Annotated in this window: 12 protein-coding genes; 6 read left to right on the top strand and 6 right to left on the bottom strand. The window is 62.3% G+C overall.

Annotation, left to right across the window (positions count from 1 at the left end; all coding sequences use genetic code 11):
- Positions 1-71 precede the first annotated feature (71 nt).
- The 4 genes from MPZ60_RS02710 (at position 72) to MPZ60_RS02695 (ending at position 4,400) form a co-directional block, all read left to right on the top strand.
- On the top strand, positions 72-872 hold the full coding sequence (locus MPZ60_RS02710) for an HAD-IIB family hydrolase (RefSeq protein WP_034357171.1): 801 nt from the start codon (positions 72-74) through the stop codon (positions 870-872).
- A 251-nt stretch (positions 873-1,123) separates the two neighbouring features.
- Positions 1,124-2,110, top strand: a complete 987-nt coding sequence (locus tag MPZ60_RS02705; protein ID WP_034357170.1) for a TRAP transporter substrate-binding protein — start codon at positions 1,124-1,126, stop codon at positions 2,108-2,110.
- 201 nt (positions 2,111-2,311) lie between these two features.
- Entirely contained in the window at positions 2,312-2,827 is a 516-nt protein-coding gene (locus tag MPZ60_RS02700; protein ID WP_034357664.1) for a TRAP transporter small permease, read from the top strand.
- Positions 2,828-3,113: 286 nt separating this feature from the next.
- Positions 3,114-4,400 (top strand): TRAP transporter large permease, encoded by a 1,287-nt coding sequence (locus MPZ60_RS02695; protein ID WP_034357169.1) that lies wholly within the window; start codon positions 3,114-3,116, stop codon positions 4,398-4,400.
- A 191-nt stretch (positions 4,401-4,591) separates the two neighbouring features.
- On the opposite strand, the gene MPZ60_RS02690 is transcribed toward MPZ60_RS02695, so the two are convergent.
- The 5 genes from MPZ60_RS02690 to MPZ60_RS02670 all read right to left on the bottom strand — a co-directional run bounded on the left by MPZ60_RS02690 (position 4,592) and on the right by MPZ60_RS02670 (position 14,746).
- A complete protein-coding gene (locus MPZ60_RS02690) occupies positions 4,592-5,353 on the bottom strand; it encodes a hypothetical protein (RefSeq protein ID WP_034357167.1) in 762 nt (253 codons plus the stop codon).
- Positions 5,354-5,368: 15 nt separating this feature from the next.
- A complete protein-coding gene (gene uvrA, locus MPZ60_RS02685) occupies positions 5,369-11,305 on the bottom strand; it encodes an excinuclease ABC subunit UvrA (protein ID WP_242881932.1) in 5,937 nt (1,978 codons plus the stop codon).
- A 148-nt stretch (positions 11,306-11,453) separates the two neighbouring features.
- Positions 11,454-11,591, bottom strand: coding sequence for a hypothetical protein (locus MPZ60_RS02680; RefSeq protein ID WP_003059044.1), 138 nt, complete (start codon positions 11,589-11,591; stop codon positions 11,454-11,456).
- 220 nt (positions 11,592-11,811) lie between these two features.
- The gene (locus tag MPZ60_RS02675; protein WP_034357162.1) at positions 11,812-12,804 is read right to left on the bottom strand and encodes a porin; all 993 of its coding nucleotides are present in this window, start codon (positions 12,802-12,804) and stop codon (positions 11,812-11,814) included.
- Between the two features lie 259 nt (positions 12,805-13,063).
- Complete coding sequence (locus MPZ60_RS02670; RefSeq protein ID WP_034357159.1) at positions 13,064-14,746, bottom strand: MFS transporter; 1,683 nt, start codon at positions 14,744-14,746, stop codon at positions 13,064-13,066.
- 292 nt (positions 14,747-15,038) lie between these two features.
- On the opposite strand from MPZ60_RS02670, the gene MPZ60_RS02665 reads away from it, so the two are divergent.
- A complete protein-coding gene (locus tag MPZ60_RS02665) occupies positions 15,039-15,347 on the top strand; it encodes a DUF485 domain-containing protein (protein ID WP_003061686.1) in 309 nt (102 codons plus the stop codon).
- Positions 15,344-17,077 (top strand): cation acetate symporter, encoded by a 1,734-nt coding sequence (locus MPZ60_RS02660; protein ID WP_034357157.1) that lies wholly within the window; start codon positions 15,344-15,346, stop codon positions 17,075-17,077. Before MPZ60_RS02665 ends, MPZ60_RS02660 begins: the two co-directional genes overlap by 4 nt.
- A gap of 92 nt (positions 17,078-17,169) precedes the next feature.
- Here MPZ60_RS02660 and MPZ60_RS02655 read toward each other — a convergent pair whose 3' ends face one another.
- The gene (locus MPZ60_RS02655; RefSeq protein ID WP_034357155.1) at positions 17,170-18,090 is read right to left on the bottom strand and encodes a LysR family transcriptional regulator; all 921 of its coding nucleotides are present in this window, start codon (positions 18,088-18,090) and stop codon (positions 17,170-17,172) included.
- Positions 18,091-18,364 lie beyond the last annotated feature (274 nt).

Below are 18,364 nucleotides of genomic sequence, written 5' to 3'. Positions count from 1 at the left end.
CCCTTGCTCGGCGTCACGCCGATGGGCCGCGCCAGGTTCAAGCGTCCTTTGCAATGCATTGAGAGTTTTCTGTGAGCCAAGAATTTCTGCGCCCTTTGTCTGAACTGCGGACACCTGCCAAGCTGCTGGGCGTGCTGACCGATATCGACGACACGCTGACCACCGACGGCGTGGTGCCCGAGCATGTGGTGGCCGCGATTGCGCGCCTCAAGGATGCGGGTCTGAAGGTCGTGCCCATCACCGGCCGCCCCGTGGGCTGGAGCGTGCCCTTTGCATCGGCCTGGCCCGTGGACGCCATCGTGGCCGAAAACGGTGCCGTGGCCCTGCGCCGCAATGCCCAGGGCAGCCTGGACAAGCTCTACCAGCAATCTGCCGACGAGCGCGCCCGCAACTTTGCCCGCATGCAGCAGGTGCTCGAGCAGATCGAGGCCACCGTGCCCGGCGCCAGACGCGCCACGGACTCGGCCGGCCGCGAATGCGATATCGCCGTGGACCACAGCGAATTCACGAACATGCCCCAGGCACAAATCGATGAATGCGTGGCCATCATGAAGGCGGCCGGCATGAATGCCACCGTCAGCTCCATCCACATCAACGGCTGGTTCGGCGAGCACAACAAGCTCGAAGGCGCGCGCTGGATCACACGCGAGCTGTTCGACATCGATCTGGACGCCACGCTGGCGCGCTGGGTGTATATCGGCGACTCGACCAACGACCAGCAGATGTTCGAGCACATGCCCCACAGCGTAGGCGTGGCCAATATCGCGCGCTTCGTGCCCCAGCTCAGGCATCTGCCGCGCCATGTGACCACGGCCGAGCGCGGCGACGGCTTTGTTCAGCTCGCAGAGCTGCTGCTGGCTCAGCAAAAATAGTAGCTGCAACCGCTCTTTGTTTAACGATTTCAATATCAAAACAATCTGAAATCGTTTGACAACAAGCGCAAGCAGCTCTCATTTTCAAAGGCCTCCGTGCTTGCCGGCACGGAGGCCTTTTTCGACGCCAATCCATCGCCAAACACGATGCATCCACCCGTACAAGACGACCCCCGGATGCGTAAAAACCCACGGTTGGCACTCACTACAATTTTTGATTCATTTCAAAACATTTCTGAGAGACCAACACCATGCGCATGATTCGCCGCACCTTCGTCGCCACGGCCGTGGCAGCAACAGCCGCCCTGAGCGCAGGCACTGCATTTGCCCAGGGCAAGGAAGTCAAGATCGGCTATGCGCTGGCCGTCAACTCCCACTACGGCGCTGCCGCCAACGCCTGGGCCGAGGGCGTGGAAAAAGGCACCAACGGTGCCTACAAGTTCAAGCAGTTCCCCGCCTCCGCCCTGGGCGGCGAGCGTGAGCTGATCGAAGGCCTGCAGCTGGGCACCGTGGAAGCCGCCATCGTCTCCACGGGAGCGCTGAGCAACTTCGTGCCCGATGTGGGCGTGGTGGACATCCCCTTCCTGTTCCGCGACACCCAGCACGCACGTGCCGTGATGGACGGAGCCTTCGGTCAGGAACTGCTGGCCAAGTTCCAGAAGCGCGGTCTGATCGCGCTGGCCTGGGGCGAGCAGGGCTTTCGCCATCTGAGCAACAACAAGCATGCCGTCAATGGCGTGCCCGACCTCAAGGGCCTGAAGATCCGCGTGACCGAGAACCCCGTGCACATCACGGCCTTCCGTACCCTGGGTGCCTCGCCCACTCCCATGTCCTGGCCCGAAGTCATCGGTGCGCTGCAGCAAGGCACAATCGACGGCCAGGAGAACCCCATCTCCGTGCTGGTGTCCGCCAAACTGTGGCAGGTGCAAAAGCACCTGACCCTGACCTCCCACGTCTACGCCCCCATGGCCCTGATCGTGTCGCCCTCGTTCTGGGGTTCGCTGAACGCGGCCCAGAAGACCGCCTTCACGGAAGCCGCCAAGAAGGGCGCACTGGCTTCGCGCGCCTTTGTGGACAACGTGGAGAAGAAAGGCGTGGAAGAAGCCAAGGCCAACGGCATGAAGGTCGTGGAGAAGGTCGATCAGACCGCCTTCCGCACCGCGCTGGAGCCCGCGTACAAGGAATACGCCAAGAAGTTCGGCCAGAAGACGCTGGACTCCATTACTGCCGTCAAGTAAGCACTGCCAACATGGGCCTGCCTCCGCGGAGACGGGCCCGTGCATTTTTCTCCCTTCTGGGCAAGGCCGGTCCTTGCCCGGCTGCGGTCAGCACGAATGGACTTGCGCCAATTCCTGCCGATGATGAAGCAGCTCTCAACTTTGTGATGCAGCCAGCTCCTGCGGCGTTCCATGCCGCTGCGCCTGCTCACCTCCACTCCTATGCTTGATCGTATCGAACGCATTCTCGTGGCCGGCAATCGCTGGCTGCTGATCTTGCTGCTGCTGGCCATGGCCTGCATCGTTTTTGCCAACGTGGTGCTGCGCTACACCACGGGCGACTCCATCGTCTGGGCCGAAGAAGTGGCCCGCCACATGATGATCTGGGTCACTTTCCTGGGCGCAGGCCTGGTGCTGCGCTTTGGCGGCCATGTGGCCATCGACAATCTGCACCGCAGCGTGAGCGCCCGCAAGGCACAGGCCATGCGCGGCTTTGTCGTGCTCATTCTGGCGATCTTCTTTGCCGTGATGACCGTTACCTCCTCGCAGTATGTGTACGCCACGCGCTTTCAGACCACGGCGGCCACGGACATCCCGATCTCCTATATCTATGCGGCCATGCCCGTGGGCTTTGTGCTGATGCTGATCCATCTGCTGTTCATCGCACGCGGCTACATCACCGCTGGCAGCTTCGCAGAGTCCGATGAAATGGATGCGGACGCTGCAGCGTCTATATGAAACACCCCCTGAGTCGCTGCGCGCCTTCCCCCTGGAAGGGGGACGACAGCCTCGCTGTGGGGCGGCGCGGCCGGCACAGGCCCTTGCTCGCTGTCCCTGACTTGGGTCAGGCCAGTTTTATGCGTTGCGCCACAAATCTGAGTCGCTGCGCGCCTTCCCCCTGGAAGGGGGACGACAGCCTCGCCGCGGGGCGGCGCGGCCGGCACAGGCCCTTGCTCGCTGCCTCTGGCTTGGGTCAGGCCAGTTTTATGCGTTGCGCCACGAATCACTGATCGATTGAAACATCATGGGTATCACTTTATTTGTTGCCATCATCGTCCTGCTCACGCTGGGCTTTCCGGTGGCGTTTGCGCTGGCCATCTCGGCCGCCCTTGCAGTCTTTGTCGGCGGACGTTATCCACAGCTGATCGTCTTCAAGGAAATGTTCACGGGCATCGACAGCTTTCCGCTGATGGCCGTGCCCTTCTTCATCCTGGCCGCAGAACTGATGTCGGGCGGTGCGCTCACGGCCGTGCTGCTGCGCTTTGCCGCCCAGTTCGTCGGTCACCTGCGCGGCGGCCTGGGCTATGCCAATGTGCTTTCGCTGACCATGTTCTCGGGCATCTCCGGCTCGGCCCTGGCCGATGCGGCCGGACCCGGCTCCATGATGGTCAAGATGATGGACAAGGCCGGCTACAGCCGCCCCTATGCGGCCGCGCTGACGGCCAGCACCGCCATCGTCGGCCCCATCATTCCGCCATCGGTGAGCATGATCATCTATGCGCTGCAGGATGAGAACGTGTCCGTGGGCGGCCTGTTCATGGCCGGCTTCATTCCCGGCATTCTGATCGCGCTGGCCATGGCGGCCGTCAACTGGTGGGTCTGCAAGAAGCGCGACTACCGCAGCACCGAGCCGCGCCCCTCGGCGCGCGAGATGTGGAGCACCAGCTTCAAGGCCATCCCGGCGCTGATGCTCATCGTGCTCATCGTGGTCGGTATCCGCTTCGGCATCTTCACGCCCACGGAAGCCTCCGTCGTGGCCGTGTTCTATGCGCTGGTCTGCGGCAAATGGGTTTACCGCACGCTCAAGTGGTCGGCCCTGCCCGGCATCCTGGCGCGCTCGGCCATGCTCACGGCCTCGGTGCTGCTGGTGATGGCGACCTCGGCAGCATTTGCCTGGGTGCTCACGGTGGAAGGCATTCCGCAGTATCTGTCCGAGCTGATCGTGAGCTGGGAACTCTCGCCCGTCATGTTCCTGATTGCCGTGAACATTCTGCTGCTGGTCTTCGGCATCTTCATGGAGCCGCTGCCCGGCGTGATGATTCTGGTGCCCATTCTCGCGCCCATCGCCTTCAGCCTGGGCATCGATCCCACGCACTTCGCCATGGTGGTGATCGTCAACCTCACGCTGGGCATGATCACGCCGCCGGTCGGCGGCCTGCTGTTCGTGACCGCCGTGTCCACGCGCGTGTCCATCACCGATCTGACGCGCGAGATGCCGCTGTTCCTGCTGGCCCACTTCGTCGTGCTGTGCCTGCTGACATTCATCCCCGAGCTGTCGACCTGGCTGCCGCACACGCTGGGCTTCCAGTAAAGCGGACTGTGCTGGACCACAAGGCCTGCGTGCATCACGCGGGCCTTTTTTTCGATCAAAAATCGGTGCCGCCGCCCATGAACACCATGAGCCTGCCTTGGCAGAAATGGCGCGGGTGAGGTGTGATGATGGTGAGGTGTGTTTTGGAAGGACGCGCTGCATGCACCGTATCGGCCGCCCTTGCGTGCGCGCTACAAGCGACGTTCACTCACTTCCACGCGCGCGCCCAGACCCCCGAAATGCTGCACCAGGCGGTCCTTTTGCAAGACGCTGACGCTATCGTCGAGCAGCGTCAGCGGCAGCCGGGTCTTGAGTTTCAGCAGCTCCTGCGCAGACAGCGTCGTGAAGATTTTCCTGAGCGCCAGCATGACCCTGGCCGGGTCGGGCCCCAGCTCCAGCAGGCGCACGGTGTAGAAGATGGTGGAAGAGCGCGTTTCACGCGGCACAAGTGGCGCTTTGGCTACCTTGGCCTGCACATGCGCCATCAACTCCTCGAGCGAGGCGAACAATGGCCTGGCCGCGCGGTGCGGCTCGTCATGCCACTTCCACAGCACAGGCACTTCGGGCCGGCTCATGTCACCGATCAGCGGGTCGCCATCCAGGCCATGGCTCAGCACCAGCCAGTGCGGGCTCCAGCCATCCGCCACCGCACCATCGATCCAGCGCAGATCACCGGGCGTGCTGGCCTTGAGGTCCAGACCGAAGCGGTACTCACCAGTCTGAGACCACAGCCCTGCCGCATCGGTGGCACGCTGCATCGCGAGCCAGTTGCCCGCGCCTTCACGCCATGCAGGAAGCTGCAACCACGGCAGCGCATCCTTCCAGCCACGCGCCCAAGTCATCCAGGCCTGCACCGCAGGCGGCAGCGCTGGACGCGCGATCTGCGCCATCCACGCGACACGCGAGGCTGCCAGCTCCGCCGGTGCAGGAAAGTTGCTGCGCGAGAAGGACATGGTGCGCGCCGCCTCCTACCGCGCCAGCACCGGCGCCAGTGCCTTGCCAGTGTGGGTGCCGATCTTCACCAGCTCCTCGGGGGTTCCCGTAGCCACGATGCGTCCGCCGTCCTTACCGCCTTCGGGGCCCAGATCGATGATCCAGTCCGCCTCGGCAATCACGTCGAGGTCATGCTCGATGACCACCACGCTGTGGCCGCCATCGACGAGGCGGTGCAGCACATGGATGAGCTTGTCCACATCGGCCATGTGCAGGCCCACGGTGGGCTCGTCCAGCACATACAGCGTGTGCGGAGCCTTCTGTCCGCGCCGGCCGATATCGTCGCGCACCTTGGTCAGCTCGGTCACCAGCTTGATGCGCTGGGCCTCGCCACCCGACAGCGTGGGCGATGGCTGGCCCAGGGTCAGATAGCCCAGGCCCACGTCTTTCAGCAGCTGCAGCGGATGGGCAATCGAAGGCATGGAGGCGAAGAACTCCACGGCCTCGTCGACCTCCATCTGCAGCACATCGCCAATGCTCTTGCCGCGCCAGCTCACGGCCAGCGTCTCAGGGTTGAAGCGTGCACCGTGGCAGACTTCGCAAGGCACTTTCACATCGGGCAGAAAGCTCATCTCGATGGTGCGCACGCCCTGGCCTTCGCAGGCCGGGCAACGGCCTTCGCCGGTGTTGAACGAGAAGCGGCCAGCCGCATAGCCGCGGGCCTTGGCCTCCAGGGTCTCGGCAAACAGCTTGCGAATCGTGTCCCAGAAGCCGATATAGGTCGCCGGGCAGGAGCGCGGCGTCTTGCCGATCGGGGTCTGATCGACTTCGAGCACGCGATCGATGGTCTCGAAACCCTTGAGTCCCTTGCAGCCCACGAGCGCCGGCGACTTGCCTGCATCCATGGCATCGCGGCCGGCCTTGGTCGAGCGCTGCTGCACCCAGGCCGCCACATTGCTCAGCAGCACATCGCGCGCCAGCGTGGACTTGCCCGAGCCGGACACTCCGGTCACGGCCACCAGGCGCTTGAGCGGAACGCGGGCGTCCACGCTCTGCAGATTGTGCAGATTCGCGCCCAGCACCGTGAGCCAGTGCAAGGCGTCGCTGTCTTGCTGCACCACATTTTCAGTAGCAGCTACCGCTTTCTTTTTCTTGGTCTTGGATGGTTTCTTATCTAGAGCCGCCATATCACTGGCGTCAGCAGCTTCTGCATTGATAGCAGCCGGTTGCTCCGGAGGCTCGCCCTCCCCCACCCATAGACGCGGCTTGAAGGGATGGCGCATGGCGTGCAGCAGATAGCGCCCCGTGACCGAGTCCTTGGCCGCCATGATGTCATCCACCGTACCCTCAGCCACCAGACGGCCGCCACGAATGCCAGCGCTGGGGCCGATGTCGATCACATGGTCGGCGCGGCGAATCGTGTCTTCGTCGTGCTCCACCACCACCAGTGTGTTGCCCTTGTCGCCGAGCTTGTGCAAGGCATTGAGCAGGATCTGGTTGTCGCGCGCATGCAGGCCGATGGTGGGTTCGTCCAGCACATAGCAGACGCCTTGCAGATTGCTGCCCAGCTGCGCAGCCAGACGGATGCGCTGGGCCTCGCCCCCGCTCAGCGTGGGCGCGCCACGGTCCAGCGTCAGATAGTTGAGACCGACTTCTTCCAGGAATTCGAGACGGCTCTGGATCTCGGGAATCAGATCGCGCGCAATATCGGCTTCGCGGCCCGTGAGCTCCAGGCTCTGTATCCAGTGGCGCACATCGCTGACTGACAACTGGGCAATATCGGTAATCGCCTCGTCGTGAAACTTCACGGCTCGCGCCACAGGGTTCAGACGTGTGCCATGGCATTTGGGACAAACGACTTCAGCCAGGTCTTCCACTTCCTGGCCTTCGAACTTCACCTCACGGCCCCGGTTGTCGTCGGCCAGCAAGGTGTCGTCATAGACCTTGCGCTGGTCCTTGGTCAGCTTCACGCCCGTGCCCACGCAATCGGGACACCAGCCATGCTTGCTGTTGTAGGAGAACAGGCGCGGGTCCAGCTCGGCATAGCTGGTGGCGCAGACCGGGCAGGCGCGCTGGGTGGAGAACACCTGCAGCGCACCGATGCCGGCCGTGCTCCGGCCGCCCTGCATGGCGTCGGCCAGATTCTCGATGCCCGATAGCACATGCAGCACGCCCTTGCCGATCTCCAGTGCCTGGCGCAGGTGGTCGCGCAACTCCTTCTCGTTGGCCGCGGTCACCGTCACGCTGGCCACGGGCAGCTCGATGGTGTGCTCCTTGAAACGGTCAATGCGCGGAAAGCCCGTGGTCGGCAGAAACTCGCCATCCACGCGCAGATGCGTGTAGCCCTTGGGTCTGGCCCAGTCGGCCAGCTCGGTATAGACGCCCTTGCGGTTGACGACCAGCGGACTCAAGAGACCGATGGTCTGACCGCGGAAGTTCGTCATCAGCTGCGCGGCAATGCTTTCCTCGGTCTGCGGCTGGACGATGGCATCGTCGTGTATGCAGTGCTGCACGCCCAGCTTCACATAGAGCAGACGCAGAAAGTGCCAGACCTCGGTGGTCGTGCCCACCGTGGACTTGCGACCGCCGCGCGACAGGCGCTGCTCGATGGCCACCGTGGGCGGTATGCCATAGACCGCATCGACCTCGGGACGACCCGCAGGCTGCACGATGGAGCGCGCATAGGCATTGAGCGATTCGAGATAGCGGCGCTGGCCTTCGTTGAACAGAATGTCGAAAGCCAGCGTGGATTTGCCCGAGCCCGACACCCCGGTCACCACATTGAACTTGCCGCGCGGCACATCGACCGTCAGCGACTTGAGGTTGTGCTCCTTGGCGTTGACGATTTCAATCGCATTCTTGGCATGCAGTGCTTGTGCAGCCTTGGCTTTGCGCTCTGGTTTATAGAGCATGGGCGCAACTTCGCGCACCGCCTCGCCGCCCACGCCCATGGCCAGGTCGTATTCACGCAAGGCCTGGGCCGTGTGCGACTCTTGCACATGGCGCACATCTTCAGGCGTGCCCTGGGCCACTATCAGACCGCCGCCATCGCCGCCTTCGGGGCCCAGATCGATGAGCCAGTCACTGGCGCGAATCACATCCAGATTGTGCTCGATGACGATCAGCGAGTGGCCCGCTTCCAGCAGCTTGCGCAATGCGCGCATGAGCTTGGCGATGTCCTCGAAATGCAGGCCGGTCGTGGGCTCGTCGAACAGGAACAGCGTGCCTTTCTTGGCCAGCGACTGCCTGGATTTGGACTGTGCCTTGGCCGCCTCGGCCAGAAAGCCGGCGAGCTTGAGACGCTGTGCCTCGCCTCCCGACAGCGTGGGCACCGGCTGGCCGAGCTTCACATATTCCAGACCCACATCGACGATGGGTTGCAGAGCGCGGATCACATCGCGGTCCTGCGCAAACAGCAGCGCGGCTTCGGCCACAGTGAGCTCCAGCACATCGGCCACATTCAGCGGCTGGCCGTTGCGCTCGATTTTCACTTCGAGGATCTCGGGGCGATAGCGCGTGCCGTTGCAGTCGGGGCAGCGAAGATAGACATCCGAGAGGAACTGCATCTCCACATGCTCAAAGCCCGAGCCGCCGCAGGTCGGGCAGCGGCCGTCGCCGCTGTTGAAGCTGAACTTGGCAGCCGTGTAGCCGCGCTGGCGCGACAGCGGCGCCACGGCGAACAGCTCGCGGATCGCATCCCAGGCGCCCACATAGCTGACCGGGTTGGAGCGCGCCGTCTTGCCGATGGGCGACTGGTCCACGAACATCACATCGGCCAGATGGTCCGCGCCCAGCAGGCGCTCGAACGCGCCCGCCGCATCGGTGGGCTTACCGAAATGGCGCATCAGCGCCGGCACCAGCACATCCTGGATCAGCGTGGATTTGCCCGAGCCCGACACGCCGGTGATCGTGACCAGGCGCTGCAGCGGAAAGTCCACGCTGATATCGCGCAGATTGTGTTCGCGTGCGCCTTCGAGAATCAGGCGCGGCGTGCTCTCGGTCACCATGCGCTTGAGACCGAAGCCCACCTGCTTGCGCCCACCCAGATAGGCGCCAGTGAGGGTATCGGCCTTGCGCAGATCCTCGGGTGTGCCGTCGAACACGATCTGGCCGCCGCGTGCGCCAGGGCCCGGCCCCATGTCTATCATGCGGTCGGCGGCAAACATCACGGCCGGGTCATGCTCCACCACAACCAGCGTATTGCCCGCATCGCGCAGGCGCTGCATGGCCTCAGTGATGCGTTCCATATCGCGCGGGTGCAGACCTATCGATGGCTCGTCGAGCACAAACAAGGTATTGACCAGCGAAGTGCCCAAAGCGGTGGTCAGATTGATGCGCTGCACCTCGCCACCGCTCAGCGTGCGGCTCTGGCGGTCCAGCGTGAGATAGCCTATGCCCACATCGCACAGATACTGCAGCCGCGTCATGACTTCTGCATGCAGCATCCTCAATGCCTGGGCTTCACCATCATTTTTAACGGCATCGCTGTCTGGCGCCAGCCGCGCAAAGAAGTCACGCAGGCGCGTGATCGGCAAGCGCATCAGATCGTGCAGACACAGGCCAGGCAGGCTGTCGAGCTGCTCTCGGCTCCAGCCCACCGCCTGCGGCATGAAGCGCTGGTATCTGCCGCTCTCATCGCCGGGCGGCAGCACGGCATCCGCAGCCTGCTTGCCTCCTATGCGCCAGAGCAGGCTTTCGGTCTTGAGACGCGCACCTCCGCATGTCGGGCATTCGGTATAGCTGCGGTACTTGGACAGCAGCACCCGGATATGCATCTTGTAGGCCTTGCTTTCGAGATACTCGAAGAAGCGGCGAATGCCATACCAGGTCTGGCTCCACTTGCCGTTCCAGTTGGGCGAGCCCTCGATCACCCAGTCCTTCTGCTCCCGGGTCAGCTTGGACCAGGCCGTATCGCGTGGAATGCCCTCGGCCTCGGAATGGCGCATCAGGTCGTCCTGAATCTCCTTCCAGGCCGGCGTCTGGATCGGCTTGATGACACCGGTGCGCAAGGTGAGCTTTTCATTGGGAATCACCAGTCCCCAGTCGACCCCGATGACGCGGCCGAAACCACGGCAGGCATCGCAGGCACCCACCGCGGAGTTGAACGAGAACAGCGAGGGAATCGGCTCCTGATAGGTCAGATTGCTCTCGGGGCAATGCAGACCCAGCGAGAACTTCCACAGCTCGGGCTCGGCCGCCTCGACACCGCTTTCAGGCAACACATAGACCGTGAGCCTGCCGCTGCCGCGCTTGAGGCCCACCTCGATCGCCTCCATGGCGCGGGACCGCTCGGCCTTGCCGAGGCGAAAGCGGTCGGCAATCACATCCAGCACCTTGATCTTCTCGGGGGCTGGCTTGGCCTTTTTCTTGCCCTTGGCGACCTCATCAGCTGCCGGGTGAGCGCGCTCCACTTCGCGCTCGGCCTGCACCTTGGTGAAACCGCTGGCAGACAGCCATTGCTCCACCTCTTCGGCCGAGGTATTGGCCGGCAGCTCCACCGGGAAGGTGATGGCAATGCGCGGGTCGCCCGCGGCCTCGCAGCGCTGGGCCAATTCGGCATAAATGCTGTCCGCCGTATCGTGGCGCACCGGCAGGGCCGTCCTGCTGTCGAACAACTGGGCCGCGCGCGCAAACAGCAGCTTGAGGTGATCGTTGATCTCCGTCATCGTGCCCACGGTGGAACGCGAGTTGCGCACCGGATTGGTCTGGTCGATGGCAATCGCTGGCGGCACACCCTCGACCTTGTCCACGGCCGGCTTGTCCATGCGATCGAGGAACTGGCGCGCATAGGCGGAGAAGGTCTCGACATAGCGGCGCTGACCTTCGGCGTACAGCGTGTCGAACACCAGACTGGACTTGCCCGAGCCGCTGGGGCCGGTGACAACGGTCAGCTCACCGGTACGGATATCGATGTCCAGATTGCGAAGATTGTGCTGGCGAGCACCACGGATACGGATCAGGCCCTGCGTCATGTTCTGCGGTCTTTTCTATGGAGGCCAAACATTCTAGGCAGTCCTGACATGAGCCTTGGGTGCGCATGTGCATTACCGTTTCAGCGTGCAGCCAGGGCCGGCGCAAAAAAGCCCCGGCTGGCGGGGCTTTGATCGAGTGCTGCTGCCTTCATTTGGATTCTGCCGGTGCATGAATCGCATCCGCACCATGCTTTTCTCCACTCATATCCACCTTGTCGCCCGCCTTCATGATGACAAACAGCGCCACGGCAGCAAACACCACAAAACCAATCGCCAGCTTCCACATATCAGTCTCCAGAGTGTTATGAATAAGCAGCTGGTGCAGCTACTCGTGCCACGCCAGTCAGCACGACCATTGAGCCTGAGCGAGTTTGCGCGTGGCTTACTGCCAGACAGGCTGCACATAAGAAAAAACCCCATGCCTTGCGACATGGGGTATGAACTTGGAGTAATGGTCTGCATTATCAGCTGCAGCTGCTGGAGACACCGCTTGCGCGGTGCACAAATTAGAAGTTGTGGCGGATACCCACGGCGATGGAGCTGAAGTCCTTGCCAGCTGGTGCGTTATATGCAGCACCGCTGTCGTTGTTCACACGGGTGTAGTAACCGTAAACCTTGGAGCGCTTGCTCAGGTTGTAGTTGTAGCCCAGAGTCCACTGGGTAGCTGCGGAGTCGGCAACCTTGCTCCACTTGTTGGCGTGACCAACGTTCACGTGGAACTCGGAAGCACCCATGGTGTACATACCGGACAGGCGGAAGTTGTTGCGTGTGCCGATCAGGTCTTGGTCGTTGCGCTGGTAGTAGGCGCCAACCGTGAACTGACCAAATGTGTACAGACCGCGCAGTGCGGCTTGCCAGTTGTCGCCCACCTTGCTGAAACCGGCACCCAGGTGCAGAGGACCGGTGGCGTAGTTGGCAGCCAGATCGTAGCCGTTCTTGCGAGGACCGACCGTGGGGTCCTTCTCGTGCATAGACACGGAGGCATCCACCGTCAGGCCGCCCATGCTGGGGGTGCGATAGCCGATCTTGTTCTTGGTGCTCAGACCGCCGAACCAGACGGGATCGTAGTACAGCGCATCGGAAGAAGAACCGGTGTCGTGGTTGTGCATGCTGATGTAGTCAGCAGTTGCGTAGTAGGACTCGGGAACGAAGTTGCCCAGACGGATCATGCCGAAGCCGCCGGACAGGTTCACTTCGCTCTGACGCGCAAAGGACATGCCTGTGGTGGAGTGGGTCCAGGCGGAACCGGTACCGGTGTCGGAGTTGAAGCCGGACTCCAGGGTGAAGCCAGCCTTCAGGCCGCCACCCAGATCTTCGGTACCGCGAATGCCCCAGCGGGAAGCATTGTTGTACAGGCCGGACACCGACTCATCGCCCACCTTCTGGCGTTCGACTGTGGTGTTGATACGGCCGTACAGCGTCACGCTGCTCTGTGCCATTGCGGTGGTTGCGCCCATCACAGCCAGTGCGGCCAGTGCGATGCGAGTCATCTTGGTCATTCAGTGCTCCTATGTCCTGGGATAGTGTTTTTTGCACCGCATTGGCTTGTAGGTTGTCGGCCCTCTCGCGGCTAGGTGTGATTCTAGGTTGGCCCCTCTCAAAAGCATGATTTCCATCGCAAAAAAGTAACGCAATGATGCTTTGTTGCCACACTGCTGTAACCCACTAGTGCTGAAGCAAACAAAAAAGACCTGCAAAGCACAAGCCTTGCAGATCTTTGATGCGATGCTGCATAAATTGCAGCATCAGCGCCTGGCATCAGTCTTCGGCGTAGATGTCGCGATCCTTGGTTTCGGGCACGAACAGCGTGCCGATCACGGCCGTCACACCAGCGATGATGATGGGGTACCAGAGACCGTTGTACATATTGCCGGTCTGCGCCACGATGGCGAAGGACATGGTGGGCAGCAGACCGCCAAACCAGCCGTTGCCGATGTGATAAGGCAAGCTCATCGAGGTGTAGCGGATGCGTGTCGGGAACAGCTCCACCAGCATGGCCGCGATGGGGCCGTAGACCATGGTCACCAGCAGCACCAGATAGGTCAGGATCACGATCATCATGACCTTGTTCATCTTGGCGGGGTCGGCCTTGGTGGGATAGCCATCCTTGGCCAGTTCTGCCGCCACAGTCTTCTTGAACGCACCGTCCTTGGCCTTGGCGTCTTCAGGGCTCAGGCCCTTGAGCGAGAACGAAGGAATCTCGGTCGCGCCGATACGGATCACGGCCTGCGTGCCTGCTGGCGCATCTTCGTTTTCATAGCTCACGGAACCCGCGGCCAGCACCTGCTTGGCCACGTCGCAGGAGCTGGTGAACTTGCTCGTACCTGTGGGGTTGAACTGGAAGGAGCACTCCGCAGGATCGGCCACGATGACCACCTTGTTCTTGGCTTGAGCCGCAGCCAGATCGGGGTTGGCAGCTTCGGTCAGCGCCTTGAAGACGGGGAAATAGGTCAACACGGCCAGAATGCACCCCAGCATGATGATGGGCTTGCGGCCGATCTTGTCGGACAGCGTGCCGAAGATCACAAAGAAAGGCGTGCCGATCAGCAGTGCGGCGGCAATCATCAGATTGGCCGTCACGGCATCGACCTTGAGCTGCTGCGTCAGAAAGAACAGCGCATAGAACTGGCCGGTATACCAGACCACCGCCTGGCCGGCGGTCAGGCCGACCAGCGCCAGAATCACGATCTTGAGGTTCTTCCACTGACCGAACGACTCAGTCAGAGGCGCCTTGGACACCTTGCCCTCGGCCTTCATCTTCTGGAAGGCTGGAGACTCGGACAGCGTCATGCGAATCCAGACCGAGATGGCCAGCAGCAAAATGGAAACCAGGAAGGGAATGCGCCAGCCCCAGTCGGCAAACTTCTCTTCGCCCATCGAGGTACGCACACCCAGAATCACCAGCAGCGACAGGAACAGGCCCAGCGTTGCCGTGGTCTGGATCCACGAGGTGTAAGCACCGCGCTTGCCATGCGGCGCATGCTCTGCCACATAGGTGGCAGCGCCGCCGTACTCACCGCCCAGGGCCAGACCTTGCAGCATGCGCAGCGCGATCAGGATGACGGGTGCGGCCACGCCAATGCTGGCGTAGTTGGGCAAGATGCCGACGATGAAGGTGGACAGGCCCATGATCAGAATCGTCACCAGGAAGGTGTACTTGCGCCCGATCATGTCGCCCAGACGACCGAACACCAGCGCACCGAAGGGGCGCACGATGAAGCCTGCCGCAAAGGCCAGCAACGCGAAGATGAAGGCCGATCCCGCATCCAGACCGCTGAAGAACTGCTTGGCGATGATGGCTGCCAGAGATCCGTACAGATAGAAGTCGTACCACTCGAAAACGGTTCCGAGGGAAGACGCAAAGATGACTTTGCGCTCTTCCGGGCTCATCGGCCTTGGGGCCGATTTACCTCCCATATGTGCTGTCGCATTGATGGCCATGTTTGTCTCCTAGGTTTTGGAATTTCAGGCGCTGCCAACTCACCTGTTTGCCCAATATCAAAGCGACAACTGACCGCTAACTTACAAAAAAATGCTTCTCAAAAATTCAAGACTGGGCATTACCCGACCCTCTCCGCACTTACCCGGATTGGTTTTTTTTTGATGTGAAAAACCAGGGGCAAACACCGATATCGTAAGTAAGGAGACGGTCAGACGGGCTTCTCAGAATGCATCGCAAGCAAGCCACCGAGCACCTGATGGCAGGCTGGAAAACTTCAAAGGAGACAACGCTGTGCGAGACCCGGTGATAGAGACAATCCAAAGCAACCCCGCCTACCAGCAGCTGCGCCGCAAGCGCAATCGCCTCGGCCTGGCGCTGACCGTCCTGATGCTGATCGTGTACTACGGCTATGTTGCGCTGATCGCATTCGACAAGGAATTCCTGGCCCGGCCCATAGGCGCTGGAGTGACCACGCTGGGAATTCCCATCGGCATGGGCGTCATCATTTTTTCCGTGATCATTACCGGCCTCTATGTGCGCCGCGCCAACAACGAGTTTGATCAGCTCACCCGCGACATTCTCAAAGGCATCAAGCAATGAAGCAGCGCATCTCTTCCCAATGGCTGGCGGGCGCTGCGGCGCTGGTCGCGACAGCTCCCGTGCTGGCCGCCGGCGGCGACGTCGGCAACGCCGCCAAGCAGGCCACCAACTGGACGGCCATCATCATGTTCACCGCCTTTGTGGTGGCAACCCTGTGGATCACCAAATGGGCGGCGGGCCGCACCAAGTCGGCTTCCGATTTCTATACCGCAGGCGGCGGCATCACCGGCTTTCAGAACGGTCTGGCGATTGCGGGCGACTATATGTCCGCCGCCTCCTTCCTCGGCATCTCGGCCTCCGTCATGGCCAGCGGCTATGACGGCCTGATCTACTCCATCGGCTTTCTGGTCGGCTGGCCTCTGCTCACCTTCCTGCTGGCCGAGCGCCTGCGCAATCTGGGCCGCTTCACCTTTGCCGATGTGGCCGGCTACCGCTTTGCGCAGACGCCGTTCCGCATTTTTGCCTCCTGCGGCACGCTGGTCGTGGTGGCCTTCTATCTGATTGCCCAGATGGTCGGCGCCGGCCAGCTCATCAAGCTGCTGTTCGGTCTGGACTACTGGATCGCGGTGGTACTGGTGGGCGCGCTGATGATGATCTATGTGCTGTTCGGCGGCATGACGGCCACCACCTGGGTGCAGATCATCAAGGCCTGCCTGCTGCTGGCCGGCGTGACCTTCATGGGCTTCATGGTGCTGGCCAAGTACGGCTTCAGCCCCGAGGCACTGTTTGCCGAAGGTGTGAAGGTGCGCACCCAGATCGCCGCAGATGGCGGCGCAGAGCCATCCGTGGCGGAAAAGCTCGGCCTGGCCATCATGGGACCGGGCGGCTTCATCAAGGACCCGATCTCCGCCATCAGCTTCGGCATGGCGCTGATGTTCGGCACCCTGGGCCTGCCCCACATCCTGATGCGCTTCTTCACCGTGCCTGACGCCAAGGAAGCACGCAAGAGCGTGTTCTGGGCCACGACCTGGATCGGCTACTTCTATGTGCTGATCTTCATCATCGGCTTCGGCGCCATCACCCTGGTGCTCACCAACCCCGAAATGGCGGACACGGCCAAGGGTGTGATCCACGGCGGCGCAGGCACGGCCAATATGGCGGCCGTGCTGGTGGCCAAGACCGTGGGCGGCGATGTGTTCTACGGCTTCATCTCGGCCGTGGCCTTTGCCACGATTCTCGCCGTGGTCGCAGGTCTGACCCTGTCCGGCGCCTCGGCCGTCTCGCACGACCTCTACGCCACCGTCATCAAGAAGGGCAAGGCCGACAGCGCCTCCGAACTCAAGGTCTCGCGCATCACCACGCTGTGCCTGGGCTTTGTGGCCGTGCTGCTGGGCATTGTGTTCGAGAAGCAGAACATCGCCTTCATGGTCTCGCTGGCCTTTGCCGTGGCTGCTTCCGCCAACTTCCCGCCGCTGCTGCTGTCGGTGCTGTGGAAGAACTGCACCACCAAGGGCGCCGTCATCGGCGGCTTCATGGGCCTGGTCTCCTCCGTGGGTCTGACCATCGTCTCGCCATCGGTGTGGGAAGCGACTCTGGGCCATCCCGCCGGCTCGGCCTGGTTCCCCTACGCCTCGCCCGCACTGTTCTCCATGGCAATCGGCTTCTTCGGCGTGTGGCTGTTCTCCGTGCTCGACAAGAGCGCTCAGGCGGCCAAGGAGCGCGCCGTGTTCCCTGCGCAGCAAGTGCGCTCGGAAACCGGTCTGGGTGCCGCAGGCGCATCGGGCCACTGATGATGTGAATGGCTTGGCACCATGCCAGGCCCCGGCAGGAATCTGCCCTCACCTCGGCCCGCAGAGACCGCCACGGTTTCTGCGGGCCGCGCTCATTCCACGTCCAGCCCGCCGGACTGCGCCAGCTCGAACAGCAGCTCCCGTGCCCATTGGTGCCCCGCAGAGCGATGGGTGCGCGCATGCCAGGCGGCCGTCTTGGTAAAGCCCGGAATTTCCAGCGGCGGCTCCAGCACCACCAGCCCCGAGTCGGGCTTGACCAGCCGCCTGGGCACGACGGCAATCAGATCGCAGCTGCGCAGGATTTCGGGCAGCACCAGAAAGCTGGTCACGGACAGCGCCACACGCCGCTTGCGGCCCAGACGCTCCAGCGCCTCGTCCGTCACACCATGAAAACTGCCTCCGTCATAGGACACCAGCGCATGATCCAGAGCGCAGAAGCGCTCCAGTGACAGGCCACGCCGGCGCGCATCGGGATGGCCCTGGCGCATCACGCAGACATAGCGTTCGTCGAACAGCCGGCGCGCATGCAGATCGGGGGCCGTGCGCTCCGGCGTGATCAGCGCCAGGTCGATATCGCCGCGCTCCAGCCGCTCGTGCAGCGGCAGATGCTGGGCCGGCACCACGGCCACGCACAGACCGGGCGCGCGCTGGCGCAACACGGCCAGAAACGGCAGCACCACCGCCTGCAGCGCGTAATCCGTGGCGGCAATGCGCAGCGTCATATGCGCCGTGGCCGGATCAAAGGCCTGGGGGCGCAACAGCGCTTCGGCATTGCACAGCAACTCCTTGAGCGGCCCTGCCAGTGCCAGCGCGCGCAGCGTGGGGGCGATGCCGCGCTGCGTGCGCACGAACAAGGGATCGTCGAAGCTCTCGCGCAGCCGCGTCAGCATGCCGCTGACCGCCGGCTGGGTCAGCGCCAGACGCTCGGCAGCGCGCGTCACGCTGCGCTCGTCCAGCAGCGCATCCAGGGCCTTGAGCAGATTCAGGTCCAGACTCTTGATATCAGTCGGCATGATTTCACAAATCAGAAATATCGATTAGATTTATTTCACCACAACCCCCATCATTTCCCCATTCCCTTCGACAGAAGCCCTGCATGCACCGCATTCACTGGCCCGCCGACTACATGCCGGGCACCACCAAAAACTTCGTCTCCAGCGAGCTCATTGCCCGGGGCCTGTATCCGCCGCTTTCCGTGCCCTGATGCCCTTGATTTTTTGATAGCTGTCAGCACCTTCATTCATTGATTTTCAGTTTGATTTCATGCTGAAAACAGACCATGAAAAG

Origin of the sequence: Comamonas sp. 7D-2, from assembly GCF_022749555.1 — a bacterium.
In the GTDB taxonomy this organism is placed as follows: domain Bacteria; phylum Pseudomonadota; class Gammaproteobacteria; order Burkholderiales; family Burkholderiaceae_C; genus Comamonas; species Comamonas thiooxydans.
Note: the sequence above shows the minus strand (reverse complement) of the source record. Positions and strands in the feature narration are given on the sequence as shown.

Excerpts from the sequence above, each read along its gene's own strand:
- MPZ60_RS02705 (WP_034357170.1), top strand. The coding sequence starts at position 1,124 with ATGCGCATGATTCGCCGCACCTTCGTCGCCACGGCCGTGGCAGCAACA.
- MPZ60_RS02700 (WP_034357664.1), top strand. The coding sequence starts at position 2,312 with ATGCTTGATCGTATCGAACGCATTCTCGTGGCCGGCAATCGCTGGCTG.
- MPZ60_RS02695 (WP_034357169.1), top strand. The coding sequence starts at position 3,114 with ATGGGTATCACTTTATTTGTTGCCATCATCGTCCTGCTCACGCTGGGC.
- MPZ60_RS02690 (WP_034357167.1), bottom strand. The coding sequence starts at position 5,353 with ATGTCCTTCTCGCGCAGCAACTTTCCTGCACCGGCGGAGCTGGCAGCC.
- uvrA (WP_242881932.1), bottom strand. The coding sequence starts at position 11,305 with ATGACGCAGGGCCTGATCCGTATCCGTGGTGCTCGCCAGCACAATCTT.
- MPZ60_RS02680 (WP_003059044.1), bottom strand. The coding sequence starts at position 11,591 with ATGTGGAAGCTGGCGATTGGTTTTGTGGTGTTTGCTGCCGTGGCGCTG.
- MPZ60_RS02675 (WP_034357162.1), bottom strand. The coding sequence starts at position 12,804 with ATGACCAAGATGACTCGCATCGCACTGGCCGCACTGGCTGTGATGGGC.
- MPZ60_RS02670 (WP_034357159.1), bottom strand. The coding sequence starts at position 14,746 with ATGGCCATCAATGCGACAGCACATATGGGAGGTAAATCGGCCCCAAGG.
- MPZ60_RS02660 (WP_034357157.1), top strand. The coding sequence starts at position 15,344 with ATGAAGCAGCGCATCTCTTCCCAATGGCTGGCGGGCGCTGCGGCGCTG.
- MPZ60_RS02655 (WP_034357155.1), bottom strand. The coding sequence starts at position 18,090 with ATGCCGACTGATATCAAGAGTCTGGACCTGAATCTGCTCAAGGCCCTG.